Origin of the sequence: Microbacterium sp. K27, assembly GCF_004794435.1 — a bacterium.
Classification (GTDB): domain Bacteria; phylum Actinomycetota; class Actinomycetes; order Actinomycetales; family Microbacteriaceae; genus Microbacterium; species Microbacterium maritypicum_A.
Genome location: NZ_SSDK01000037.1, coordinates 124378 through 144829 on the forward strand (window position 1 = coordinate 124378; position 20452 = coordinate 144829).

General features: G+C 69.2%; 14 protein-coding genes. 11 read left to right on the forward strand and 3 right to left on the reverse strand.

Annotated elements, in window-relative coordinates; translation table 11 throughout:
- Positions 1-63: 63 nt before the first annotated feature.
- The 8 genes from purN to DW307_RS09155 all read left to right on the forward strand — a co-directional run bounded on the left by purN (position 64) and on the right by DW307_RS09155 (position 10616).
- Complete coding sequence (gene purN / locus DW307_RS09120) at positions 64-651, forward strand: phosphoribosylglycinamide formyltransferase (RefSeq protein ID WP_029258570.1); 588 nt, start codon at positions 64-66, stop codon at positions 649-651.
- A 39-nt stretch (positions 652-690) separates the two neighbouring features.
- The gene (purH, locus tag DW307_RS09125; protein WP_029258569.1) at positions 691-2298 is read left to right on the forward strand and encodes a bifunctional phosphoribosylaminoimidazolecarboxamide formyltransferase/IMP cyclohydrolase; all 1608 of its coding nucleotides are present in this window, start codon (positions 691-693) and stop codon (positions 2296-2298) included.
- A 167-nt stretch (positions 2299-2465) separates the two neighbouring features.
- Positions 2466-3986 carry a DNA-3-methyladenine glycosylase 2 family protein gene (locus DW307_RS09130; RefSeq protein ID WP_136024557.1) on the forward strand — a complete coding sequence of 507 codons (1521 nt, stop codon included), beginning with the start codon at positions 2466-2468 and terminating at the stop codon, positions 3984-3986.
- Positions 3983-4480 (forward strand): methylated-DNA--[protein]-cysteine S-methyltransferase, encoded by a 498-nt coding sequence (locus tag DW307_RS09135; RefSeq protein ID WP_029266939.1) that lies wholly within the window; start codon positions 3983-3985, stop codon positions 4478-4480. Before DW307_RS09130 ends, DW307_RS09135 begins: the two co-directional genes overlap by 4 nt.
- A gap of 79 nt (positions 4481-4559) precedes the next feature.
- On the forward strand, positions 4560-5609 hold the full coding sequence (locus tag DW307_RS09140) for a dipeptidase (protein WP_136024558.1): 1050 nt from the start codon (positions 4560-4562) through the stop codon (positions 5607-5609).
- Between the two features lie 312 nt (positions 5610-5921).
- Positions 5922-7853, forward strand: a complete 1932-nt coding sequence (locus DW307_RS09145; protein WP_031206834.1) for an ABC transporter ATP-binding protein — start codon at positions 5922-5924, stop codon at positions 7851-7853.
- A complete protein-coding gene (locus DW307_RS09150) occupies positions 7850-9664 on the forward strand; it encodes an ABC transporter ATP-binding protein (RefSeq protein ID WP_021198851.1) in 1815 nt (604 codons plus the stop codon). The genes DW307_RS09145 and DW307_RS09150 overlap by 4 nt, the downstream gene beginning before the upstream one ends.
- Positions 9665-9794: 130 nt before the next feature.
- Positions 9795-10616: a hypothetical protein gene (locus DW307_RS09155; protein ID WP_051668037.1), complete on the forward strand. Its 822-nt coding sequence runs from the start codon at positions 9795-9797 to the stop codon at positions 10614-10616.
- A 123-nt stretch (positions 10617-10739) separates the two neighbouring features.
- On the opposite strand, the gene DW307_RS09160 is transcribed toward DW307_RS09155, so the two are convergent.
- Positions 10740-11198, reverse strand: a complete 459-nt coding sequence (locus tag DW307_RS09160; RefSeq protein ID WP_021198850.1) for a GNAT family N-acetyltransferase — start codon at positions 11196-11198, stop codon at positions 10740-10742.
- A gap of 174 nt (positions 11199-11372) precedes the next feature.
- Here DW307_RS09160 and DW307_RS09165 point away from each other — a divergent pair, with 174 nt between their 5' ends.
- Positions 11373-13592 (forward strand): NADP-dependent isocitrate dehydrogenase, encoded by a 2220-nt coding sequence (locus DW307_RS09165; RefSeq protein WP_136024559.1) that lies wholly within the window; start codon positions 11373-11375, stop codon positions 13590-13592.
- 239 nt (positions 13593-13831) lie between these two features.
- Here DW307_RS09165 and DW307_RS09170 read toward each other — a convergent pair whose 3' ends face one another.
- Both DW307_RS09170 and DW307_RS09175 read right to left on the reverse strand, forming a co-directional pair.
- A complete protein-coding gene (locus DW307_RS09170) occupies positions 13832-15331 on the reverse strand; it encodes a L,D-transpeptidase family protein (RefSeq protein ID WP_021198848.1) in 1500 nt (499 codons plus the stop codon).
- A 98-nt stretch (positions 15332-15429) separates the two neighbouring features.
- A complete protein-coding gene (locus tag DW307_RS09175; protein ID WP_021198847.1) occupies positions 15430-15834 on the reverse strand; it encodes a RidA family protein in 405 nt (134 codons plus the stop codon).
- Positions 15835-15860: 26 nt separating this feature from the next.
- On the opposite strand from DW307_RS09175, the gene DW307_RS09180 reads away from it, so the two are divergent.
- The gene (locus DW307_RS09180) at positions 15861-17078 is read left to right on the forward strand and encodes an alanine racemase (protein ID WP_231479893.1); all 1218 of its coding nucleotides are present in this window, start codon (positions 15861-15863) and stop codon (positions 17076-17078) included.
- Positions 17069-20380 (forward strand): family 20 glycosylhydrolase, encoded by a 3312-nt coding sequence (locus DW307_RS09185; RefSeq protein WP_136024560.1) that lies wholly within the window; start codon positions 17069-17071, stop codon positions 20378-20380. Before DW307_RS09180 ends, DW307_RS09185 begins: the two co-directional genes overlap by 10 nt.
- The last annotated feature ends 72 nt before the right edge of the window (positions 20381-20452 follow it).

The window sequence follows — 20452 nt, forward strand, 5'->3', positions numbered from 1 at the left end:
CGTCCACCGCCCGTGAGCGGAAGCCGGGCGGAAGAGGGCTTCGCGCCCCGGTAGACTGGGCGCGTGCTCACGGTCGCCGTTCTCATCTCGGGCACCGGCTCGAATCTTCGCGCCCTCCTCGAGGCCGCTCGTCACCCCGATTTCCCCGCCAGGGTGATCGTCGTCGGTGCTGACCGTGAGGCGGACGGACTCGCCCACGCCGAGGAGTTCGGCATCCCCAGCTTCACCGTGCCCTGGCATGAGCACGAGAGCCGCGAAGCCTGGGGGGAGGAGGTCGCCCGCCAGCTCGCCGTCTGGGCCCCCGATCTCGTGGTGCTCAGCGGCCTCATGCGTCTGCTTCCTCCGTCGCTCGTCGCGCAGTACTCGCCACGCCTCATCAACACCCACCCCGCGTACCTTCCCGAGTTCCCCGGGGCACACGGCGTCCGTGACGCCCTCGCCTCCGGCGCGGCCGAGACCGGTGCCAGCGTGATCGTGGTCGACGACGGTGTCGACACCGGGCCGATCCTGGCGCAGGAACGTGTCGCGATCCTCGAGGGCGACACCGAGCACAGCCTGCACGAACGGATCAAACCCGTCGAACGTCGACTCCTCATCGACGTCGTCCGCGGGATCGCCACCGGCGCGCTCGTCCTCGACCCCTCTTCCTGACCCCCTCCACCCGACGCCCCCCGCACGAAGGAGCCCATCATGGCCGGCCCCCGCCACGACCCCACGCTCTACCGCGATCGCGACACCGTGCCGATCCGGCGCGCTCTCGTCTCGGTGAGCGACAAGACCGATCTCCTGGTCCTCGCCGAGGCTCTCGCCGACGCGGGCGTCGAGATCGTCTCGACCGGCTCGACGGCATCGACCATCCGCGATGCGGGTTTCCCCGTCACCGACGTCGCCTCCGTCACGGGGGTCGCCGAGATGCTCGACGGTCGCGTCAAGACGCTGCACCCGAAGATCCACGGCGGTCTGCTCGCCGATCTGCGCCTCGAGGATCACGAGCGCCAGCTCGCCGAACTCGACATCACCCCGTTCGAGCTCGTCGTCGTGAATCTCTACCCCTTCGTCGAGACCGTCGCCTCGGGCGCCGTCGGCGACGATGTCGTCGAGCAGATCGACATCGGCGGGCCCGCGATGGTGCGTGCCGCCGCGAAGAATCATGCCAACGTGGCGATCGTGGTCTCACCGCAGTCGTACCCCGGCATCATCTCGGCCCTCGCCGACGGCGGCACATCGGTGTCGCAGCGCCGCGAACTGGCCGCCCGCGCCTTCGCGCACACGGCGGCCTACGACACGGCGGTCGCGTCGTGGTTCGCCGAGGGGACGCTGCAGGATGACGGCGACCTCCCGACCCACCTGACGATCCAGGCCGAGCGCCTCGCCACGCTCCGCTACGGCGAGAACTCGCACCAGCGCGGCGCGATCTACACCCGTGCCGGTGGCCACGGCATCGCCCAGGCGACGCAGCTGCAGGGCAAGGAGATGTCGTACAACAACTACGTCGATGCCGACGCCGCGCTGCGTGCCGCGTACGACATGGTCAAGCCGGCGGTCGCGATCATCAAGCACGCCAATCCGTGCGGCATCGCGACCACCGCGCCGAACGCTCTCGACCCGATCGCCAGCGCCCACCTGCGCGCGCACGAGTGCGACCCGGTCTCCGCATACGGCGGGGTGATCGCGGCCAACGGTACGGTCACCCTCAAGATGGCCGAGAACCTCAAGGACATCTTCACCGAGGTCATCGTCGCGCCGTCGTTCGAGCCGGCCGCGCTCGAGGTGTTCAAGGCGAAGAAGAACCTGCGTCTGCTGCAGCTGCCCGAGGACTGGCAGCAGGAGCGCATGGATGTGCGTCTCGTCTCCGGTGGACTGCTGCTGCAGGACGCCGACCGCTTCCCCGACGACATCGTCTCCGTCGCGAAGAACTGGGAGCTCGTCTCCGGCGAGCGTCCGAGCGACGAGGAGATGGAGAACCTCATCTTCGCGTGGAAGGCGTGCCGCGCGGTGAAGTCGAACGCGATCGTGCTCGCGAAGGACAACGCCACGGTCGGCGTCGGCATGGGCCAGGTCAACCGTGTCGACTCGTGCCGCCTGGCGGTCGAGCGCGCAGGCGACCGCGCCGCGGGATCGGTCGCGTCTTCCGATGCGTTCTTCCCCTTCGCGGACGGCGCCCAGGTCCTGATCGACGCCGGAGTCACGGCGATCGTGCAGCCGGGCGGATCGGTGCGTGATGAGGAGGTCGTCGACGCGGCTCGCAAGGCCGGCGTCACGATGTTCTTCACGGGGGAGCGCCACTTCTTCCACTGAGTGCTCTCCGCGCTCGCACCTCGAGACCCACTCTCCACGTCGAGACCCGCACGCGCCGCTCCGGCGACGTGGGGGTGGACGAGGCGGGTGGGTCTCGACGTTCCCGACTCGACAGCCGTGTCCGATTTCCGCCAGTCGGCGTCGAGGGAGCGTGACAGAGTGGAGGCATGAGCTTCCCCGTGACCGACTTCGACGAGCGCTACCGCGCGATCAGCGCGCGCGACACCCGCTTCGACGGGCAGTTCGTGACCGCCGTCCGCTCGACCGGGATCTACTGTCGTCCGAGCTGCCCCGCCCGCACGCCCAAGCCGCAGAACGTCACCTTCTATCCGACGAGCGCCGCGGCTCACGAGGCCGGGTATCGGGCGTGCAAGCGATGCCTGCCCGAGGCGGCGCCCGGTTCTCCCGCGTGGGACATCCGCGGTGACACCGCCGCGCGGGCGATGCGCCTGATCTCGGATGGCGTGGTGGAGCGCGAGGGCGTTCCCGGGCTGGCTGCGCGCCTGGGATACTCCAGCCGGCACCTCACGCGGCTGCTGACCACCGAACTCGGCGCCGGGCCGCTCGCACTGGCGCGAGCACACAGGGCGCACACCGCGCGCATGCTCCTCGTCGGCACCGACATGCCGATCTCCGACGTCGCCTTCTCCGCCGGATTCGCGAGCATCCGACAATGCAACGACACGATCCGCGAGGTGTTCGGACTCACCCCGGGCGAGCTCAGGGCCCGACGAAGGCTTCCGGCGTCCGCGGTTCCCGGCGCGATCGACCTCGTGCTGCCCTACCGCGGCCCGCTCGACGCGAGCGGCATCTTCACCTGGATGGCGGCACGCGCCGTTCCCGGTATCGAGGAGACGACGTCGACGTCGTTCTCCCGGCATCTGCGGATGTCGGGAGGACCCGCCTGGTTCGACGTGCGTCAGGACGATGCGGCTCGTCTGCACCTGCGCGCCCGGGTCGCGCGGCTGGGAGACCTGGCCCCGCTCGTGTCGATAGTGCGGCGCATCTTCGACCTCGATGCCGATCCGCAGGCGATCGACGAGGCGCTCTCCGCGCACACCGAACTCGCCCCGCTCGTCGCGCGCACCCCCGGGATCCGGGTGCCGGGGTCGGCTGATCCACACGAGATGCTCATCCGCGCCATGGTGGGGCAACAGATCACCGTGGTCGCCGCCCGGACCGCGCTCACAGCACTCGCCGAGGCGTTGGGGGAGCGCACCGAGAACGGATTGCTGTTCCCGACGATGACCGCGATCGCCGCCCAGGGAGCCGAGGTGCTGCGAGGGCCGGCCGCCCGCATCCGCGCCATCACCGGCGCTGCGGGCGCTCTCGCCGACGGCTCCCTGACGCTCACGGTCGGAGACGACGGTGTCGACCAGCGCGCTGCTCTGCTCGCGATGCCGGGAATCGGACCCTGGACAGCCGACTACGTGCGCATGCGTGTGCTCGGCGATCCCGATGTGCTGCTCCCGGGAGACGTCGCGCTGCGCGCCGGCGCTGCAGCCTCCGGACTGCCGGGCGACGCACGCCCGCTCACCGTCTGGGGCGAGCGCACCGCCCCCTGGCGCAGCTATCTCAGCGCGCACCTGTGGCGCGCAGCACCTGTGCGCCCCGTGGGTCCTCGACGCGCCTCGGCTGCGGCACGTCCCACCCCCGCGGAAGACACGACGAAGAAGGAGACCCCATGACCGCCCTCATCCAGACCATCGAGACGCCGGACGGCGCCTTCACGATCCTTGCCGACGACCGGCAGCGCGTACTGTCTTCCGGCTGGACCTCAGACGTCGAGGCGATCCTCGGCAGGCTGTCCGCGGCGCACCGACCGGAAGATCTCCGAGACGGTGAGACCGAGGCCGCCGAGGCAGCGCTCGCGTACTACGCCGGCGACCTCTCCGCGATCGACGATGTCGCCGTGAAGCAGACCGGAACAGCCCTCCAACTCGCCGGCTGGTCGGCGCTGCGGTCGATCGAGCCGGGCGAGCCTCTGACGTACACCGGTTTCGCGACGCGGCTCGACAATCCCCGCGCCGTGCGCGCGGCGGCATCCATCTGCGCGCGCAACGCGCCGGCGCTGTTCGTCCCGTGCCACAGGGTGTTGCGCACCGACGGCACCCTCGGCGGATTCGCCTGGGGGATCGATGTCAAGGAGAGCCTGCTCGCGCGCGAGAGTCGCGCGGGTTGAGTCGCAGGCACCACGACGGGCGGTCGACATGGTGCCCGTCGACGAAGCATCCCGACCGACGCGGCCATAGGCTCGTGCCGTGACCGCCAACGATGCACTCGCCCTCCACCGCCGCGCCGTCGTCGCCGACGCACACAACGATCTGCTCTGCTCGGTGGCGAGCCGCCCCGCGGACGAGTGGTCGGACTACTTCCGCGCCCAGTGGCTTCCCCAGCTGCACGAAGGTGGTGTCGGGCTGCAGGTGCTGCCCGTGTTCATCGATGACGTGTATCGCCCGGAGGGGGCGCTGCGTCGCACCCTCCGCATGATCGAGGCCGCGCATCGGCTGGCGGAGGGCAACGCAGACACCGTCGGTCTGTGCGGGGATGGCGACGACATCGATCGGGTGATCGGCGAGGGCCGCATCGCGCTGGTGCTCGCCCTGGAGGGGATGCCCGGCATCGCCGACGACGTCGAGCTCCTCGAGACCGTGCATCGCCTCGGGGTGCGGATCGGCTCGGTGGCGCACTTCGGGCGCAGCGCGTTCGCCGACGGCAGCGGCGAAGACGCCGCAGGCAGCAGGCTGACGCGAACCGGGGTCCGAGCGCTCGCCGAGATGGAGCGCATCGGCATGATCTTCGACATCAGCCACCTCGGAGCGGGCGGGGTCGACCACGTGCTCGAGCTCGCCACGCGCCCGGTCATGGCCACGCATTCCTCGGCCCGTGCGCTGTTCGACCACCACCGCAACCTCACCGATGCCCAGATCGCCGGGGTCGCCGAGAGCGGGGGAGTCGTGTGCGTCAACTTCTTCGCTCCGTACCTGCATGAGAGCGCGTACACGATCGACACACTGATCGACCACTTCGAACGCGTGGTGTCGGTCGCCGGAATCGAACACGTCGGGATGGGGCCGGACTTCGTCCGCGAAGTGCTGGAAGACACCACGGCACCGTGCTGCGTGCAGACGACGATCGAGGGCGTGCCGGCCGATCGGTACCTGCCGGGCCTCGAGGGCCCGGCAGGTCTCCCGCTCGTGACCGAGGCGCTGATGCGTCGTGGCTGGCGGGAAGAGGAGATCCTCGCCGTCCTCGGCGGCAACCTGCAGCGGTTCCTCCGATCCGGGCTCGGAGCCGCAGCCCTCGCCTGAGGCTCCCGGCGTCCCCCTCCGCGGTCTTCGAGAGCCGCGGTCGACGAATCGGGAATGACTCTTGCTTTCAGCTGGTTCACAGCAATAGGCTGGTGGGCTGTCGCGCCAACCGGACGACATCGCCGAGCCCCTGAGGAGGACACCATGACCACGATCGCCACCGCGCGGATCGCAGCTCTCGGCTCGACCCCGGCGCGTCCGCTCTCCTAGAGCCACCCCGCCCCTTCTTCGTCGGATACCGGACTCCACGAGTCCGCTCTCGTATCCGTCCCCTTCCGCAATCGCTTTCCATACGAAACTCGTCTGAGAGACATGTCTTCCTCGCCTTCCGTGCAGAATCCCTCGCCTTCATCGACCCTTTCCACTCCGGCCGCACTGTGGCGCCTGAAGCCCTTCGTGAAGCCCGTCATCTGGCGGCTCGCCGGCGGTGCCGCCAGCGCGCTCATCGCCGCCGTCATCGCCTTGATGATCCCGATCGTGCTCGAGCAGATCATCAGCGGACCCGTTCGCTCCGGTGAGATCAGCGCCATCGTCTGGGGTGCCGTCGCCGTCTTCGCTCTCGCCCTCGGCGAGGCCCTGATGGTGTGGCTGCGACGCCAGTTCGTGCTCAACCCGTCGACCGAGGTCGAGTACAAGATGCGCACCGAGCTCTACTCGCGCCTGCAGACCCTTCCGGTGTCGTTCCACGACCGGTGGGGCTCCGGACAGTTGCTCAGCCGCATGATGCAGGACATCGGCCTCATCCGCCGCTGGCTCGCGTTCGGGCTCGTGCTGCTGGTCGTCAACATCCTCACGATCATCATCGGCTCCGTGCTGCTGTTCCGCTGGCACTGGCTGCTGGGCACGATCTTCCTGGTGACCGCGATCCCGCTGTGGATCCGCGGTTACCTGTTCGAGAAGCGCTACGGCGCGCTCACCCGTCGCAGCCAGGACCAGGCCGGCGACCTCGCCACGAGTGTCGAGGAGAGCGTGCACGGCATCCGCGTGCTCAAGGCGTTCGGTCGTGGCAAGCACGCTCTCAGCCGCTTCAGCCGCCAGGCCGAGACGCTGCGCGAGACCGAGATGAGCAAGGCCGGCGCGATCGCGTCGATCTGGTTCTGGCTCGACCTCATGCCGCAGATCGCCTTCGGTCTCAGCCTGATGTCCGGCATCTGGCTGATCTCCGTGGGGCAGATCGACGAGGCACAGCTGTTCGCCTTCTTCGCGATGGCGGTCGTGCTGCGGTGGCCCATCGAGTCGATCGGCTTCCTGTTCTCGTTCATGCTGGATGCGCGCACGGCGACCGACCGCGTGTTCGACATCTTCTCGGAGACCAACACCATCACCGACCCGGAGAACCCGGTGCACATCGAGAACCCGCGTGGGGAGCTCGCGTTCCAGAACGCGCACTTCCGCTATCAGGACGCCGGTGCCCACGAGCGGGATCTGCTCGACGGTATCGACCTGGTGCTGCGCCCGGGTGAGACCATGGCGCTGGTGGGCCTGACCGGCAGCGGCAAGACCACTCTCACCACGCTGCCCACGCGTCTGTACGACGTGACGGGCGGCAAGGTGACGCTCGACGGTGTCGATGTGCGGGATCTCCCTCTCGCCGAGCTCCGTCAGCACATCGCCATGGCGTTCGAGGACGCGACACTGTTCTCGGCGACGGTCCGTGAGAACGTGCTGCTCGGACGTGCCGAACTCGATGTGCACAGCGACGAAGGCGAGCGCGTGCTCCGCGAGGCCCTCGACGTCGCCCAGGCGTCGTTCGTCGACGCGCTGCCCGACGGCGTCGAGACGGTGATCGGTGAAGAGGGGCTCAGCCTCTCCGGCGGCCAGCGTCAGCGGCTCGCCCTCGCCCGTGCGGTCGCGGCGAAGCCGAAGGTGCTCGTGCTCGACGACCCGCTGTCGGCTCTCGATGTCGACACCGAGGCCCTCGTGGAGGAGGCCCTGCGACACGTGCTCGCCGACACCACGGCCATGATCGTGGCGCACCGGCCCTCGACCGTCGCCCTCGCCGACCGCGTGGCCCTGCTCGAGGCGGGTCGTGTGACGGCGGTGGGGACGCACTCCGAGCTGCTCAAGTCGAGCCGGCACTACCGCCACGTCATCTCGAGCCTGGAGGCCGAGGAAGCGGCGCGCACCGGCGCGATCCCCGTGATCCGCGATGAGCAGGCCGAGATCGACGAAGAGGTCCGCGAGGGCCTCGGGATGCAGGCTGCCGACGAAGACCCGATCACCGAGAAGGAGGTGCAGCGATGAGCTCCGCCGTCACCGGAACCCAGAACGAGGATCGTTCCGAGTACACCCGCGAAGAGAGCCGGGAGATCCGTCGTCGATCCCTCCGACTCCTCGGATCCCTGGTCAGCCCGTTGAAGCCGAGGATCGTCCTCGCCGCCGCGGTGCTGATCGTGTCGACCGCCCTCCAGGTCGCCGGCCCTATCCTCATCAGCATCGGCCTCGATCGCGCGCTGCCCGCGGCCATCGATCGGGCCGACTGGATGCCGACGTTCATGATCGGCGGCATCTATCTGCTGGCGGGTGCGCTCGCCGCCGTGCTGATCGCGTGGTACGTGATCATCGCGGCCAAGCTCACCCAGGCGGTGCTGCTCGATCTGCGCAAACGCATCTTCCTGCACACCCAGCGCCTGAGCCTGGAGTTCCACGAGTCGTACACGTCCGGGCGCATCATCTCGCGCCAGACGAGTGACCTCGACTCGATCAAGGAGCTCCTCGACGGCGGTCTGAACGAGCTCGTCTCCGGCGTGCTCTTCGGGCTCTTCACCTTCATCGCGCTGTGCTTCTGGGACTGGCAGTCGGGTCTCATCCTGGCGATCGGCGGCGTGCCGCTGTTCTTCCTGATGAAGTGGTTCTACTCGCGCTCGCAGTTGGTCTACCGCGAGTCGCGGGTGATCAGCGCGAAGGTGATCGTGCAGTTCGTCGAGACGATGACCGGCATCCGGGCCGTGAAGGCCTTCCGCAAGGAGCCGCGCAATGACAAGGCGTTCCAGGAGATCGCCGGTGACTATCGCGACGTCAACCGTCGCTCGATGCTGCTGTTCGGCACGTTCGAGCCCGGGCTCATGGGTGTCGCGGCCCTCGTGCTCGGAATCGTCGTGCTGTGGGGTGGTATCCGCGTCTCAGAGGGGGCGCTGACCGTCGGCGTGCTGCTGTCGGCGGTGCTGTATGTGCGCAACTTCTTCGCCCCGATGCAGGAGATCGCGATGTTCCTGAACTCCTACCAGTCAGCCACGGCCGCGCTGGAGAAGGTGTCGGGCGTGCTCGAGGAGGTGCCGACGGTTCCGGATCCCGAGAAGCCGATCGACCTCTGGGAAGCCCGCGGGCACGTGGAGTTCGACGAGGTGACGTTCGGCTACAACGGAGAGAAGACGATCCTCCCGAACTTCTCCCTCGACATCCCGGCCGGGCAGACGATCGCTCTGGTGGGCACGACCGGCGCGGGCAAGTCGACACTCGCCAAGCTCATCTCCCGGTTCTACGACCCCTCCGATGGGCGGGTCACCCTCGACGGCGTCGACCTGCGCTCGCTGCACCCGAAGGACCTCCGCCGCGCGATCGTCATGGTCACGCAGGAGGCCTACCTGTTCAGCGGGACCGTCGCCGACAACATCGCCCTCGGCAAGCCGGAGGCGACGCTCGACGAGATCAAGGCGGCGGCGCGGGCCGTGGGCGCCGACGGGTTCATCTCGTCGCTCCCCGACGGCTACGGCACCGATGTGAACAAGCGCGGCGGTCGGGTCTCGGCCGGTCAGCGTCAGCTCATCTCGTTCGCCCGGGCCTTCCTCGCCGACCCGGCGGTGCTGATCCTGGACGAGGCCACGGCGTCGCTGGACATCCCGTCGGAGCGACTGATCCAGGATGCCCTGCAGACCCTTCTCAAGGACCGCACGGCGATCATCATCGCGCACCGCCTGTCGACGGTCGCGATCGCCGACCGGGTTCTCGTGATGGAGCACGGACGCATCATCGAGGATGACACCCCTGCCGCGCTCATCGGCGGAACAGGCAAGTTCGCCCAGCTGCACGCGGCGTGGCAGGAGACGCTCGTCTGATCGCCCTCTCGACTGCTGCGACCACGCCCGCCTCATCGTCCCGGCGAGGCGATCGCGGCCGCAGCAGTCGAGACCTCGGGCGAACGTCCGGGGGCGCGCATCGAGCGCGGTGCGTGGGTAGCATCGAGGTATGGACCCGTTGCTGCTCGTTGCCGAGTGGTGGTGGATCGCGCCGAGTGCGGTCGCCGCGGGGACGGTGGGGGTGATGGGAATGCGTCGTCGCAACAGCACGGTGAGCGGACGCCGCCTCGCAGTCGATGCTGCGCGTCATGATCTCAGGGAGGCGCAACTGGCCGCGGCCGAGAGGCGCACCGCCTGGAAGATCGCACGCGCCGACCTGGCTCGCGTCACCGCTGAGCGGGCGGCGCAGCGGGCGACGGCCGAACAGGTGGCCGGTGCGCGACGGATGCTGAAGGAGCGGGAGCGTGATGCGAAGGCCGCCTCGGCCGATGTCCGCGCGCGTCAGGTGCGTCTCAATGCGGCGCGGGCCGCGGTGCCCTCGGCATCGGAGCCCCGCCCCTTGGAGCGGTTGCACGCCGCTCACGATGCTGTGACGGCGCGGTGGATGCGGTACGAGACCGATCCGGCACTGCAGATCTCCTATCCGGCGATGACCGACGTCAAGAGTCCCGAGACGGCGGCCTACTTCCGTGCTGCCGGCCACGCGACGGACATGCGCCGCGCGGCGGCCGGGCGCATCACCCCGGCGGAGTTCGCCGCCTATCGCGATGCCGTCGCCGAGCTCGAGCGCGCGTTCGAAGCGGCCGAGCACGCCGCGAAGGTGCAGGCGGGGGAGGCGCCGACCACGGCAGCGTGGCAGGACGCTGCGCAGGACATGCTCAGCCGCTCCGCGGAAGCCCTCGACCGAGCGGCCGGTGCGGCTGCGGCCGCCCTCACGTCGTGGACGAATCGGCGCAAGCCCGGCGGTGGCAAGCCGGACGAACGCCCCTGAGTCACGAGGGGGACGCCACGACAGTGCGTCACGTGAGGAGGTCGTGAGAGCGCTCCCCCGGAACCCCGTGAAAGGGCGACGAGGTCTCGATGGGGGAGGGGATTCGAGACCCCGCCGCCCGGCTTAGGTCGTGACCCGGATCTCGGCGATGACCTCGCCGTAGGCGGTCTCGCCCACGGGGGTGAAGCCGACGCGGTGGAAGAAGGTCTCCGGACCGCCTTCGCCCGCCTCGTAGATCACGTTGACGTGGTCGACGCCGCGCGCGCGGGCCTCATCGACGAGCGCCTCGACGGCGTACCGGCCGACACCGCGGCCCTGGTCGTCGGCATCGACGTTGATGCGCCACAGCACTGAACGGAAGTGCTCTTCCGGTGCCTCCGCGTCGAAGTTGGCGCTGACGAAGCCCACGACCTCGTTGCGGTCCAGGATCACCCGCTGCCAGGAGGTCTGCGGGTTGATGACGGTCGCTGCGATCCCGTACGAGACCGGAGCGAGGAACTGCTCCTGCCCGGGCTTGAGCGACAGGTTGTTCACGGCGACGATCGTCGCAGCGGAGAGTTCGACCATGCGCAGTTCGGACATGGACCCAGGCTAACCCCTCCCGGCAGGCGCGACACCTTTCCGGACAACATTTCGCTGCGCTCTGGCCGTTCGTCGATATGGGGTGGCCACCGGTCGTGGGCCGAGGCCGCAGGGCCAGACCGGCTCAGGTATCTTGGTATCGAGACAATTTCCCCGCGAACGGAGTACCTCCCGGTGACCGACGACGCCATCATCTACACGTACACAGACGAGGCACCGGCGCTCGCCACCGCCTCGTTCCTCCCGATCATCCAGGCATTCACCGGCCAGGCCGGTATCGAGGTGGAGACGCGCGACATCTCGCTGGCAGGCCGCATCCTCGCCGCCTTCCCGCAGAAGCTCACCCCGGAGCAGCAGGTGGGCGATTCGCTCGCCGAGCTCGGCGGTCTCGCCACGCTCCCGGAGGCGAACATCATCAAGCTGCCGAACATCTCGGCGTCGATTCCGCAGCTGAAGGGGGCCATCGCCGAGCTTCAGAAGCAGAGCTACGACATCCCCGACTTCCCGGACGAGCCGTCCTCGCTCGAGGAGAAGGACGTCCGCGCTCGTTACGACCGCATCAAGGGCTCCGCCGTGAACCCGGTGCTGCGTGAGGGCAACAGCGACCGACGTGCCCCATTGGCAGTGAAGAACTACGCGAGGAAGCACCCGCACCGCAACAAGCCCTTCGCCTCGGGCTCCAAGACGCGCGTCGCGACTCTCGGTCACGACGACTTCAAGCACAACGAGCGCTCCTGGGTCGCCGCACACGACGACGTGCTGAGCTTCCGCCACACGGCGGAGGACGGAACGGTCACGGTCCTGAAGGAGGGGCTCAAGGTCCTCCCGCGCGAGATCATCGACGCGACGTTCCTCTCCGCCAAGGAGCTCGACGCGTTCCTCGCCCAGACGCTCGAAGAGGCCAAGGCCGACGACGTGCTGTACTCGGTGCACCTCAAGGCGACCATGATGAAGGTCAGCGACCCGATCATCTTCGGTCACGTCGTGAAGGCGTTCTTCGCAGACGTGTTCGCGCAGTACGGAGACAAGCTGGCCGCTGCGGGCCTCAGCGCGAACGACGGGCTCGGCTCGATCCTCTCGGGTCTCGCGAACGTGGCTGACGGCGCCGAGATCGCCGCGGCCTTCGACAAGGCCATCGCCGAGGGCCCGCGTCTGTCGTACGTGAACTCCGACAAGGGCATCACGAACCTGCACGTGCCGAGCGATGTGATCGTCGATGCGTCGATGCCGGCACTGGTGCGCAACGGCGGCAAGCTCTGGGGCAAGGAGGGCGAAGAAACCGACACGCTCGCCGTGATCCCCGACTCCTCGTACGCGAGCGTCTATCAGGCTGTGATCGACGACGTGATCGCGAACGGTCCGCTCGACCCGGCCACGATCGGCACGGTTCCCAACGTCGGGCTGATGGCGCAGGCGGCTGAGGAATACGGCAGCCACGACAAGACGTTCGAGATCGCGGCAGACGGCATCGTCCAGGTGCTCGACAGCGAGGGCACCGTGCTCATCGAGCACACGGTCGGCAAGGGCGACATCTGGCGCGCGACGCAGACCAAGCACATCCCGGTGATGGACTGGGTCAAACTCGCGGTGACCCGTGCCCGTGCGACCGGCGACCCCGCCGTCTTCTGGCTCGACGCGAACCGTTCGCACGACGCGCAGATCATCGCCAAGGTGCACCAGGGTCTCGCGACCCTCGACACCAAGGGCCTCACGATCACCATCCTCGCGCCGGAGGAGGCCACGCGTTACACGCTCGCTCGCATGCGTCACGGGCTCGACACGATCTCGGTCACCGGCAACGTGCTGCGCGACTACCTGACCGACCTGTTCCCGATCCTCGAGGTCGGCACGAGCGCCAAGATGCTCTCGATCGTGCCGCTGCTCGCCGGCGGCGGCCTGTTCGAGACCGGTGCCGGAGGCTCGGCGCCCAAGCACGTGCAGCAGCTCGTCGAGCAGAACTACCTGCGTTGGGACTCGCTCGGTGAGTTCTTCGCGCTGGCTGCCTCGCTCGAGCACTTCGCCGACCGCACCGGTAACGAGAAGGCCCGAGTGCTCGCCGAGACGCTGGACGCCGCGACCGGGACGTTCCTCGAGGAGGACCGCTCGCCCGGTCGTGCTCTGGGCACGATCGACAACCGCGGCAGCCACTTCTACCTGAGTCTGTACTGGGCTCAGGAGCTGGCGAAGCAGACGAAGGACGCCGACCTCGCTGCGGCGTTCGCACCGATCGCCGCGACACTCGCGCAGAACGAGGAGGCCATCGTCTCCGAGCTCAACGCCGTGCAGGGCGCGCCCGTCGAGATCGGCGGCTACTACCGTCCGGACGACGCGTTGGTCGAAGCGGTCATGCGTCCGTCCGCGACCCTGAACGGTATCGTCGACGCACTACGCTGAGCAGTCGACGCATAAGTCGACAGAAGGGGGCGGACGCCGCGGCGTCCGCCCCCTTCTGCGTACCCGCGCGGAAGCCCGCGTCGTGTCCGCGCGGAATGCCGCGCCGGGCGCGCGGGTGCGCGGGTGGCGCGTCCTGTCTCCGGACTCGACCTGATCGCGTGATGCCGGAGCGCGACGATGCGGTCGTCGGCAGCGGGGGACGCGTCTGTCCCTCCACGTGCGCAGAGGGACAGCGCTCGTCAGTAGTGGACGGAGACCTCGAGGCCCTTCGGGGACCAGTCGTAGACGTACTTGGCGAGGTCGATCGGCAGGTTGACGCAACCGTGGCTCATCCGCTGGCCGAAGTTGTTGTGCCAGTAGGTGCCGTGGAAGCCGATGTTCGGGGCGAACCAGGTGATCCAGGGCACGTCCTTGGTGCAGTACGGGGCACCTTCGTAGCAGCCCATGTCCTGGATGCGGGTGTGCGCGAAGACCGTGAAGTTGCCGGTGGGCGTCAGCGTTCCGGGAAGGCCGGTCGACACGGCCCACGAGTTCACGACCACGTTGTTCTCGTAGAGAACGGCGCGCTGCGAGCTCAGGTTGATGTCGATGCGGCGGAACAGGCTCACCGTCTCGAACGGCGTCTCGGTGACCGAAAGCGCGAAGGCGCCGTTGCCGGCGGCGAGCTGGTCGGCGAACTTCTCTGCGATGCCGGAGGTGTCTCCGAGCGCTCGCCCCGCGACGCCCTCCTGCTCTGCGCGCAGCACGGTGCCGGCGGAGTTGACGATGTTGGTCGCATTGACCGGCGCGCGGTCGACGAGAGCGGGAAGACCGTCGACGGTCGCCTGGATCGCCTGCGGATCGGCGTCGATGCGCAGCTGACCGTCGTCGTCCGAGACCGTGAGCCAGGTGGCGACGACGGCGGGATCCACCGGTACGGTGCGCTCCTCGCCGACATAGAACCCGACGGTGGGGAGCATGGTGTTGAGAGCCGTGGCCGTGGCGGTGGCATCGTCGTCCGAGACGGCGGGCAGGGCCTCGGCGGCGTCGCCCGAGTACTCGAGCGTGGTACGGCCTTCGCCGACCGCCTCGGTGAAGGCGGCGTTGAGCGCGGTGAGGTCGATGCCGGTTCCGGTTTCGGCCGGGGTGATGACGAAGGTGCCGCTCGCGGCATCGAAGACGACACCCGCGTCCACGGGGTCGTCGAAGCTGGTCGGTACCGCGTCGCGCAGTGCGGTGGTCGCCTTCTCGGCGTCGAATGCGATCTCCGCCGGCACGGGCTCGCCCATCCACGCGCCGAGGTTCCACAGCGGGTGCTCGGCGAAGGCCTTGTCGGCGAGAGCGGTCGCGTCGACGGTGACGCCGAGGTCGGCGCCGGTCAGGACAGTGCCGTCTCCGTCTCCCGTGAGAGTGATCTCGGTCTCGGCCAGGTGGGAGTCGATGGCGTCGGCTGCGGCACCAGGTGTCATCCATCCGACGGGAATTCCCGCGACCGTGGTGCCTGGGGCGATGAGGATCATGGATGCGGCGCCGGCGCCGAGTGCGACGACGCCCAGGCCCAGTCCGATCCAGAGGCCGAGGCGGCGCTTCTTGGGAGACGGCTCGATGGGTGCCCAGGCCAGGGGCTGGTCGCCTGTGGTCGGTGGAACGGTCTCGGTGGGAGCGTCCGTGGGAGTGAGCACTGCAGTGGGCGCGGAGTCATCTCCACGCGCCTCGGCTGCTGCGCCCGGCGCAGAAATCAGATCGGTCACGAACTTCACCCCCCGGTTCTCAAACGTGTCCTGACGTCCAATGGTACGGGATGGGAGGTAACGGGGAGGCAACGGTCCGTGATAGCGTTCCTCCCCGCTTCGCCAGGTCAGTCGACGATGGCGATGCCGTCGATCTCGACCAGCATCTCCTCGCGCGGCAGGCCGGTGAAGACGGTGGTGCGCGAGGGCAGCACCCCGTTCGTGGTGTGCGCGGTCACGAACTCCCCGTAGGCGTCGTTCATGATCGGGAAGTCCTCGCGCTTGGTCAGGTAGACGCGCAGCATCACGACATCGTCGAACGTCGCGCCGGAGGCTTCGACGATCGCCTTCACGTTCTCGAGCGTGCGGGTGGTCTGGGCGGCCACGTCGCCGGGGAACAGGTACTCGTTCGTCGTCGGGTCGACGGGGCCCTGACCGGACACCTGCACGAACGGGCCTTTGCGGATCCCCTGCGAGAACGTGTGGGCGGGGGCGGGGGCGGCATCGGTGGAAACGCGGATCTTCTCGGTCATGCCGTCAAGCCTAGTAGCATTGTTAGATGCCTCTACAAATTCCGGATCCCGTTCTCGGCGCCTGGACGAAGGGCTTCCCGGCGCATGCTGCGGGACTGCGTCTCGCCGAGGTGGCCGAGGCCGGCCTGCACCTCTCCGATCTGGTCACCCCGGTCCTGACGGTGCATGAGGGTGCCCTCGCGCACAACGAGGAGACCGTCTTCACCTGGGCGAAAGACCGTGGCGTGCTGCTCGCTCCACACGGCAAGACCACCATGGCGCCGGCCCTGTGGCAGCGGCTGCTCGACGCGGGCGCGTGGGGGATCTCGGTCGCGACGCCCTGGCAGGCCGAAGTGGCCGTGGATGCCGGCGTCTCGACCGTGCTCATCGCGAACGCCGTCACCGATCCCGCGGCGGTGCGCCGACTGGGATCCCTGCTCGGTGCGGACGACGGGCTGCGTGTGCTGTGCTGGGCCGACTCCCTCGACGGCGTCATGATCCTCGCGAACGGCATGCGCGATGCGTCGCGTCCGCTGGACGTGCTGGTCGAGCTGGGCGGCGCGCACGGTCGAACCGGCGCGCGCACGGTGGCGGAGGGGGAGTGCATCGCGCAGGCCATCGCCGCCGCCCCGGGACTGCGCCTCGCGGGCGTCACCGGATACGAGGGGCCGTTCGGGCCGGACCGCGGCGACACCTCCGTGGCCGCGGTCGACGCCTACCTGGAGACGCTCATCGAGCTGCACACGCGGCTGGAGTACCCGGACGACGTGCGCCCTGTGCTGAGCGCCGGCGGCAGTTCCTTCCCCGACCGGGCGGCGGCGGTGCTCGGGACGGTGGGCGCCGAGGCGGATGTCGTGCTGCGCTCCGGCGCGTTCCAGATCCACGACGACGGCTTCTACTCCCGTATGTCGCCCTTCGGGCCGCTCACCGGGACCGCACCGCTGCGTTCTGCGATGCACGCCTGGTCGCGCGTGGTGTCGCAGCCCGAGGACGGCCTCGCGCTGCTCGACGCCGGTCGTCGAGACGTGCCCTTCGATCTCGACCTGCCCGTTCCCCAGAGCGTCGCGGGTGCGATCACCGCGCTGAACGACCAGCACGCGTTCCTGAGCCTCGCGGATGACGCGAGGGTCGCCGTCGGCGATGTCGTGCGGCTGGGACTTTCACATCCCTGCACGGCGTTCGACAAATGGCGGGTGGTCGCGGTGATCGACGATCCGGACGCCGCCGACCCGCGGGTGATCGGAGCGGTGGCGACATGCTTCTGAGCGCGGAGAAGGCGGCCGCCGGCCTGGTCCGGGTCTATCGCGGAGCCACCGTCATCGACGGGACGGGCGCGCCGAGGTATGTCGCCGACGTCGCCGTGGAGGGAAAGAGGGTGGTGGCGATCATCCCCGAAGGGGCATCGGAGCCGGTGCTCGCGCTTCCCGACGGGGCTGTGGAGGTCGGAGCCGACGGCCTCGTGCTGGCCCCCGGATTCATCGACATGCATGCGCACAGCGAACTCGCCGTGTTGAGCGGCGCGGCGCACGACGCGAAGATCCGCCAGGGCGTCACGACCGAGGTGCTCGGTCAGGACGGCCTCGGGTACGCGCCCCTCGACGATGCGGCGGCCGCGGTCATCCCCGCGCAGATCGCCGGATGGAACGGCATGCCCGCCGAGGTGCCATGGCGGACGATGGACGATCTGCTCGCGGCGATCGACGCCGCAGCGGTCGCGAACGCCGCTGTCCTCGTACCGCAGGGGAACCTGCGGATGATGGTCGTCGGTCATGAGAACCGTCCGGCGACGTCGGCCGAGGTGTCCGCTATGGCCGACCTCCTGGGCGAAGCGCTGGATGCGGGAGCGTTCGGGATGTCGAGCGGACTCACCTACACGCCGGGGATGTACGCCGACACCGCCGAGCTCGAGGCGCTGTGCCGCGTCGTCGCCGAACGCGGCGGCTACTGGGCGCCGCACACCCGCAGCTACGGGGGAGGGGCGCTCGAGGCGTACCGCGAAGCGCTCGACATCGGCCGTCGCACGGGATGCCCCGTGCATCTGACCCATGCCACCATGAACTTCGCTCCGAACCGGGGGCGCGCGCGTGACCTGCTGACTCTGGTCGACGAGGCGATCGCGGATGGCGTGGACGTCACGCTCGACACGTATCCCTATCTTCCCGGCGCCACCACTCTCTCCGCACTGCTGCCCAGCAGGCTCGCAGCCACCGGCGATCTGCTCGGTGCCATCGCCGGGCTCGACAGTGCCGGCCGAGAGGCCGTGCGCGTGGAGCTCGAGGAGGTCGGCTGCGACGGCTTCCACGGTGAGAAGGCCGATTGGACGCAGATCCAGATCTCCGGCACCGCCGATCCGGCCCTGGCCGATCTCGTCGGACGCACCATCGCCGAGATCTCCACCACGACCGGCCGCCGCGCCGTCGATGTGGTGCTCGACACGATCCTCGACGATGCCGGGGCCACCGGGATCCTGATGCACATCGGCGACGAGGAGAACGTCCGCGCGATCATGCGGCATCCGCGGCACGCGGGCGGAAGCGACGGGATCCTGATCGGCGCCCGGCCGCACCCGCGCGGGCGCGGCACATTCCCGCGATACCTCGGGCACTACGTGCGCGAACTCGGCATCCTCACCTGGGAGGAAGCCGTCCGTCACCTCTCCGGAACTCCGGCCAGGCGTCTGGGGCTCGATCGCGGCGATGCACCCCGTGGCATCGTCACGCAGGGTGCGACCGCGGATCTGGTGCTGTTCGATCCGGAGACCATCGCGGCGGGAGCGACCTTCGAGGCGCCTTTCGCCGCCCCGCAGGGCATCGTCGAGGTACTGGTCGACGGCGTACCGGTGGTGTCGGACGGTGACGTCACCGGACACACTCCCGGCCGCGCGCTGCGGATGCCGCCACCGCCGCACCGTGCAACGGTGCCGCGCGTCGATGCGCGTATCGATCCGGCCGCCCCGGGATTCCTGTGGACGGAACGGACGCCGATCCGCACCGCTTCCGGTATCACCGCTTCCGGTATCACCGCTTCTGATCTCACCGCTTCTGATATCCGCGCATCCGTGGCGCGCCTGGGCGGCGAGGGAGGCGACGGCGAACTCTCGCCGATCCGTCTGGTGATCGACGAGTCCCTCGGCGCGGATGCCGCCGTCGCCGGCCGCATCGGCGACGAGGCCTTCCGGGTGACCGTGAGCGCGTCCGGGATCGAGGTCAGGGGCGCGAGTCCCGTGGGCGTGTTCCGGGGCGCGACCACACTGCGACAGCTCCGGGACTCGGATGCCACGACGGCGCTGATCCCCGCGGGGGTCTGGCAAGGGGCGCCCGCGTACAGCTGGCGCGGAGCCATGCTCGACGTCGCCCGGCACTTCCGGAGCGTCGAGGAGGTCCGCCGGTTCATCGACCTTCTCGCCGACCATCACCTGAATGTCCTGCATCTGCACCTCACCGACGACCAGGGTTGGCGTTTCGAGGTGCCCGGCTTCCCCCGGCTCACCGAGGTGGGCGGGCGGCGGGAGGCGACACAGCTGGGACACGGTCCGTCGTCGACCGTCGTCCCCGGTGTGCACGAGGGGTTCTATACGACGGCGGAACTGCACGATCTGGTCGCTTACGCTCGCGAGCGATTCGTGACCCTCGTGCCGGAGGTGGAACTGCCGGGGCACATCCAGGCGGGCCTCGCCGCGTACCCCGAGCTCGGCAACCTCGACGTCGGGGAGCCGGCGCCCTCCGCCTGGGAGCGCTTCGGGGTGAACCCGCGCACCCTGGCGCCCACGGATGCCGCTCTGGCCTTCGGACGTGCGGCGATCGATGCGCTGTGCGATGCCTTCGATTCGGAGTGGATCGGGATCGGCGGCGACGAGGTGCCGGTCACCGAGTGGGCGCAGAGCGCAGCGGCCGGCGCGCGGATGCGTGAGCTCGGCCTCGCCACGCCGCATGACGTGCAGCCGTGGTTCACCGCGCACTTCGTGGCGCACGTGCGTTCCCGGGGGCGCACCGCGCTTGCCTGGGACGAGGTTCTCGAAGGGGATGTCCCCGAGGGGGTGCGCATCCTCGCCTGGCGCGGCCCGGCGGCGATGCGCGAGGCGCTGCGTCTCGGTATCGAGGTCGTGGCGTGCCCCGACCTCGAGGTCTATCTCGACTACCCGCAGTCGGAGTCCGAGGAGGAGCCGATCAGGGTCGGTCCGCCGCTCACGATCGAGCGCGCCTACACGCTGCGCGTCGTGGATGGCGCAGTGGGGGGACAGGCGAACGTGTGGAGCGAGCATCTGCCGACAGCGGATCGCGTCGACTTCGCGGTGTTCCCGCGTCTCTCGGCGATCGCCGAGAGACTCTGGGAAGGAGGCGACGCCGCACCGTATGCCGGCTTCGGACGCCGCCTGCCGACCCATCTGCGCCGGCTCGCCGCCGCCGGGGTGCGGTATCGTCCCCTTGACGGTCCGCAACCCGCTCAGCGCCGTCCCGGCGTGCCGGGGAAGCCGCTCACGATCGAGGCGCGGGAGCAGATCGTCGCGGGCCTGGTGGAGCGTCTCCTCGAGCGCTCGAACACGGTCGCCGAAGACGATCGAAAGTAATGTAACGTTTCGGTAACCCTGCTCGCGCGTCCGCGGGTAGAGGTTGCGCAAATTTTGTTCGTAAGGTCTACT

Coding starts and splice junctions, on each gene's coding strand:
- DW307_RS09155 (WP_051668037.1), top strand. CDS start 9,795: ATGGACCCGTTGCTGCTCGTTGCCGAGTGGTGGTGGATCGCGCCGAGT.
- DW307_RS09160 (WP_021198850.1), bottom strand. CDS start 11,198: ATGTCCGAACTGCGCATGGTCGAACTCTCCGCTGCGACGATCGTCGCC.
- DW307_RS09135 (WP_029266939.1), top strand. CDS start 3,983: ATGACCGCCCTCATCCAGACCATCGAGACGCCGGACGGCGCCTTCACG.
- DW307_RS09150 (WP_021198851.1), top strand. CDS start 7,850: ATGAGCTCCGCCGTCACCGGAACCCAGAACGAGGATCGTTCCGAGTAC.
- DW307_RS09145 (WP_031206834.1), top strand. CDS start 5,922: ATGTCTTCCTCGCCTTCCGTGCAGAATCCCTCGCCTTCATCGACCCTT.
- purH (WP_029258569.1), top strand. CDS start 691: ATGGCCGGCCCCCGCCACGACCCCACGCTCTACCGCGATCGCGACACC.
- DW307_RS09175 (WP_021198847.1), bottom strand. CDS start 15,834: ATGACCGAGAAGATCCGCGTTTCCACCGATGCCGCCCCCGCCCCCGCC.
- DW307_RS09185 (WP_136024560.1), top strand. CDS start 17,069: ATGCTTCTGAGCGCGGAGAAGGCGGCCGCCGGCCTGGTCCGGGTCTAT.
- DW307_RS09130 (WP_136024557.1), top strand. CDS start 2,466: ATGAGCTTCCCCGTGACCGACTTCGACGAGCGCTACCGCGCGATCAGC.
- DW307_RS09180 (WP_231479893.1), top strand. CDS start 15,861: ATGCCTCTACAAATTCCGGATCCCGTTCTCGGCGCCTGGACGAAGGGC.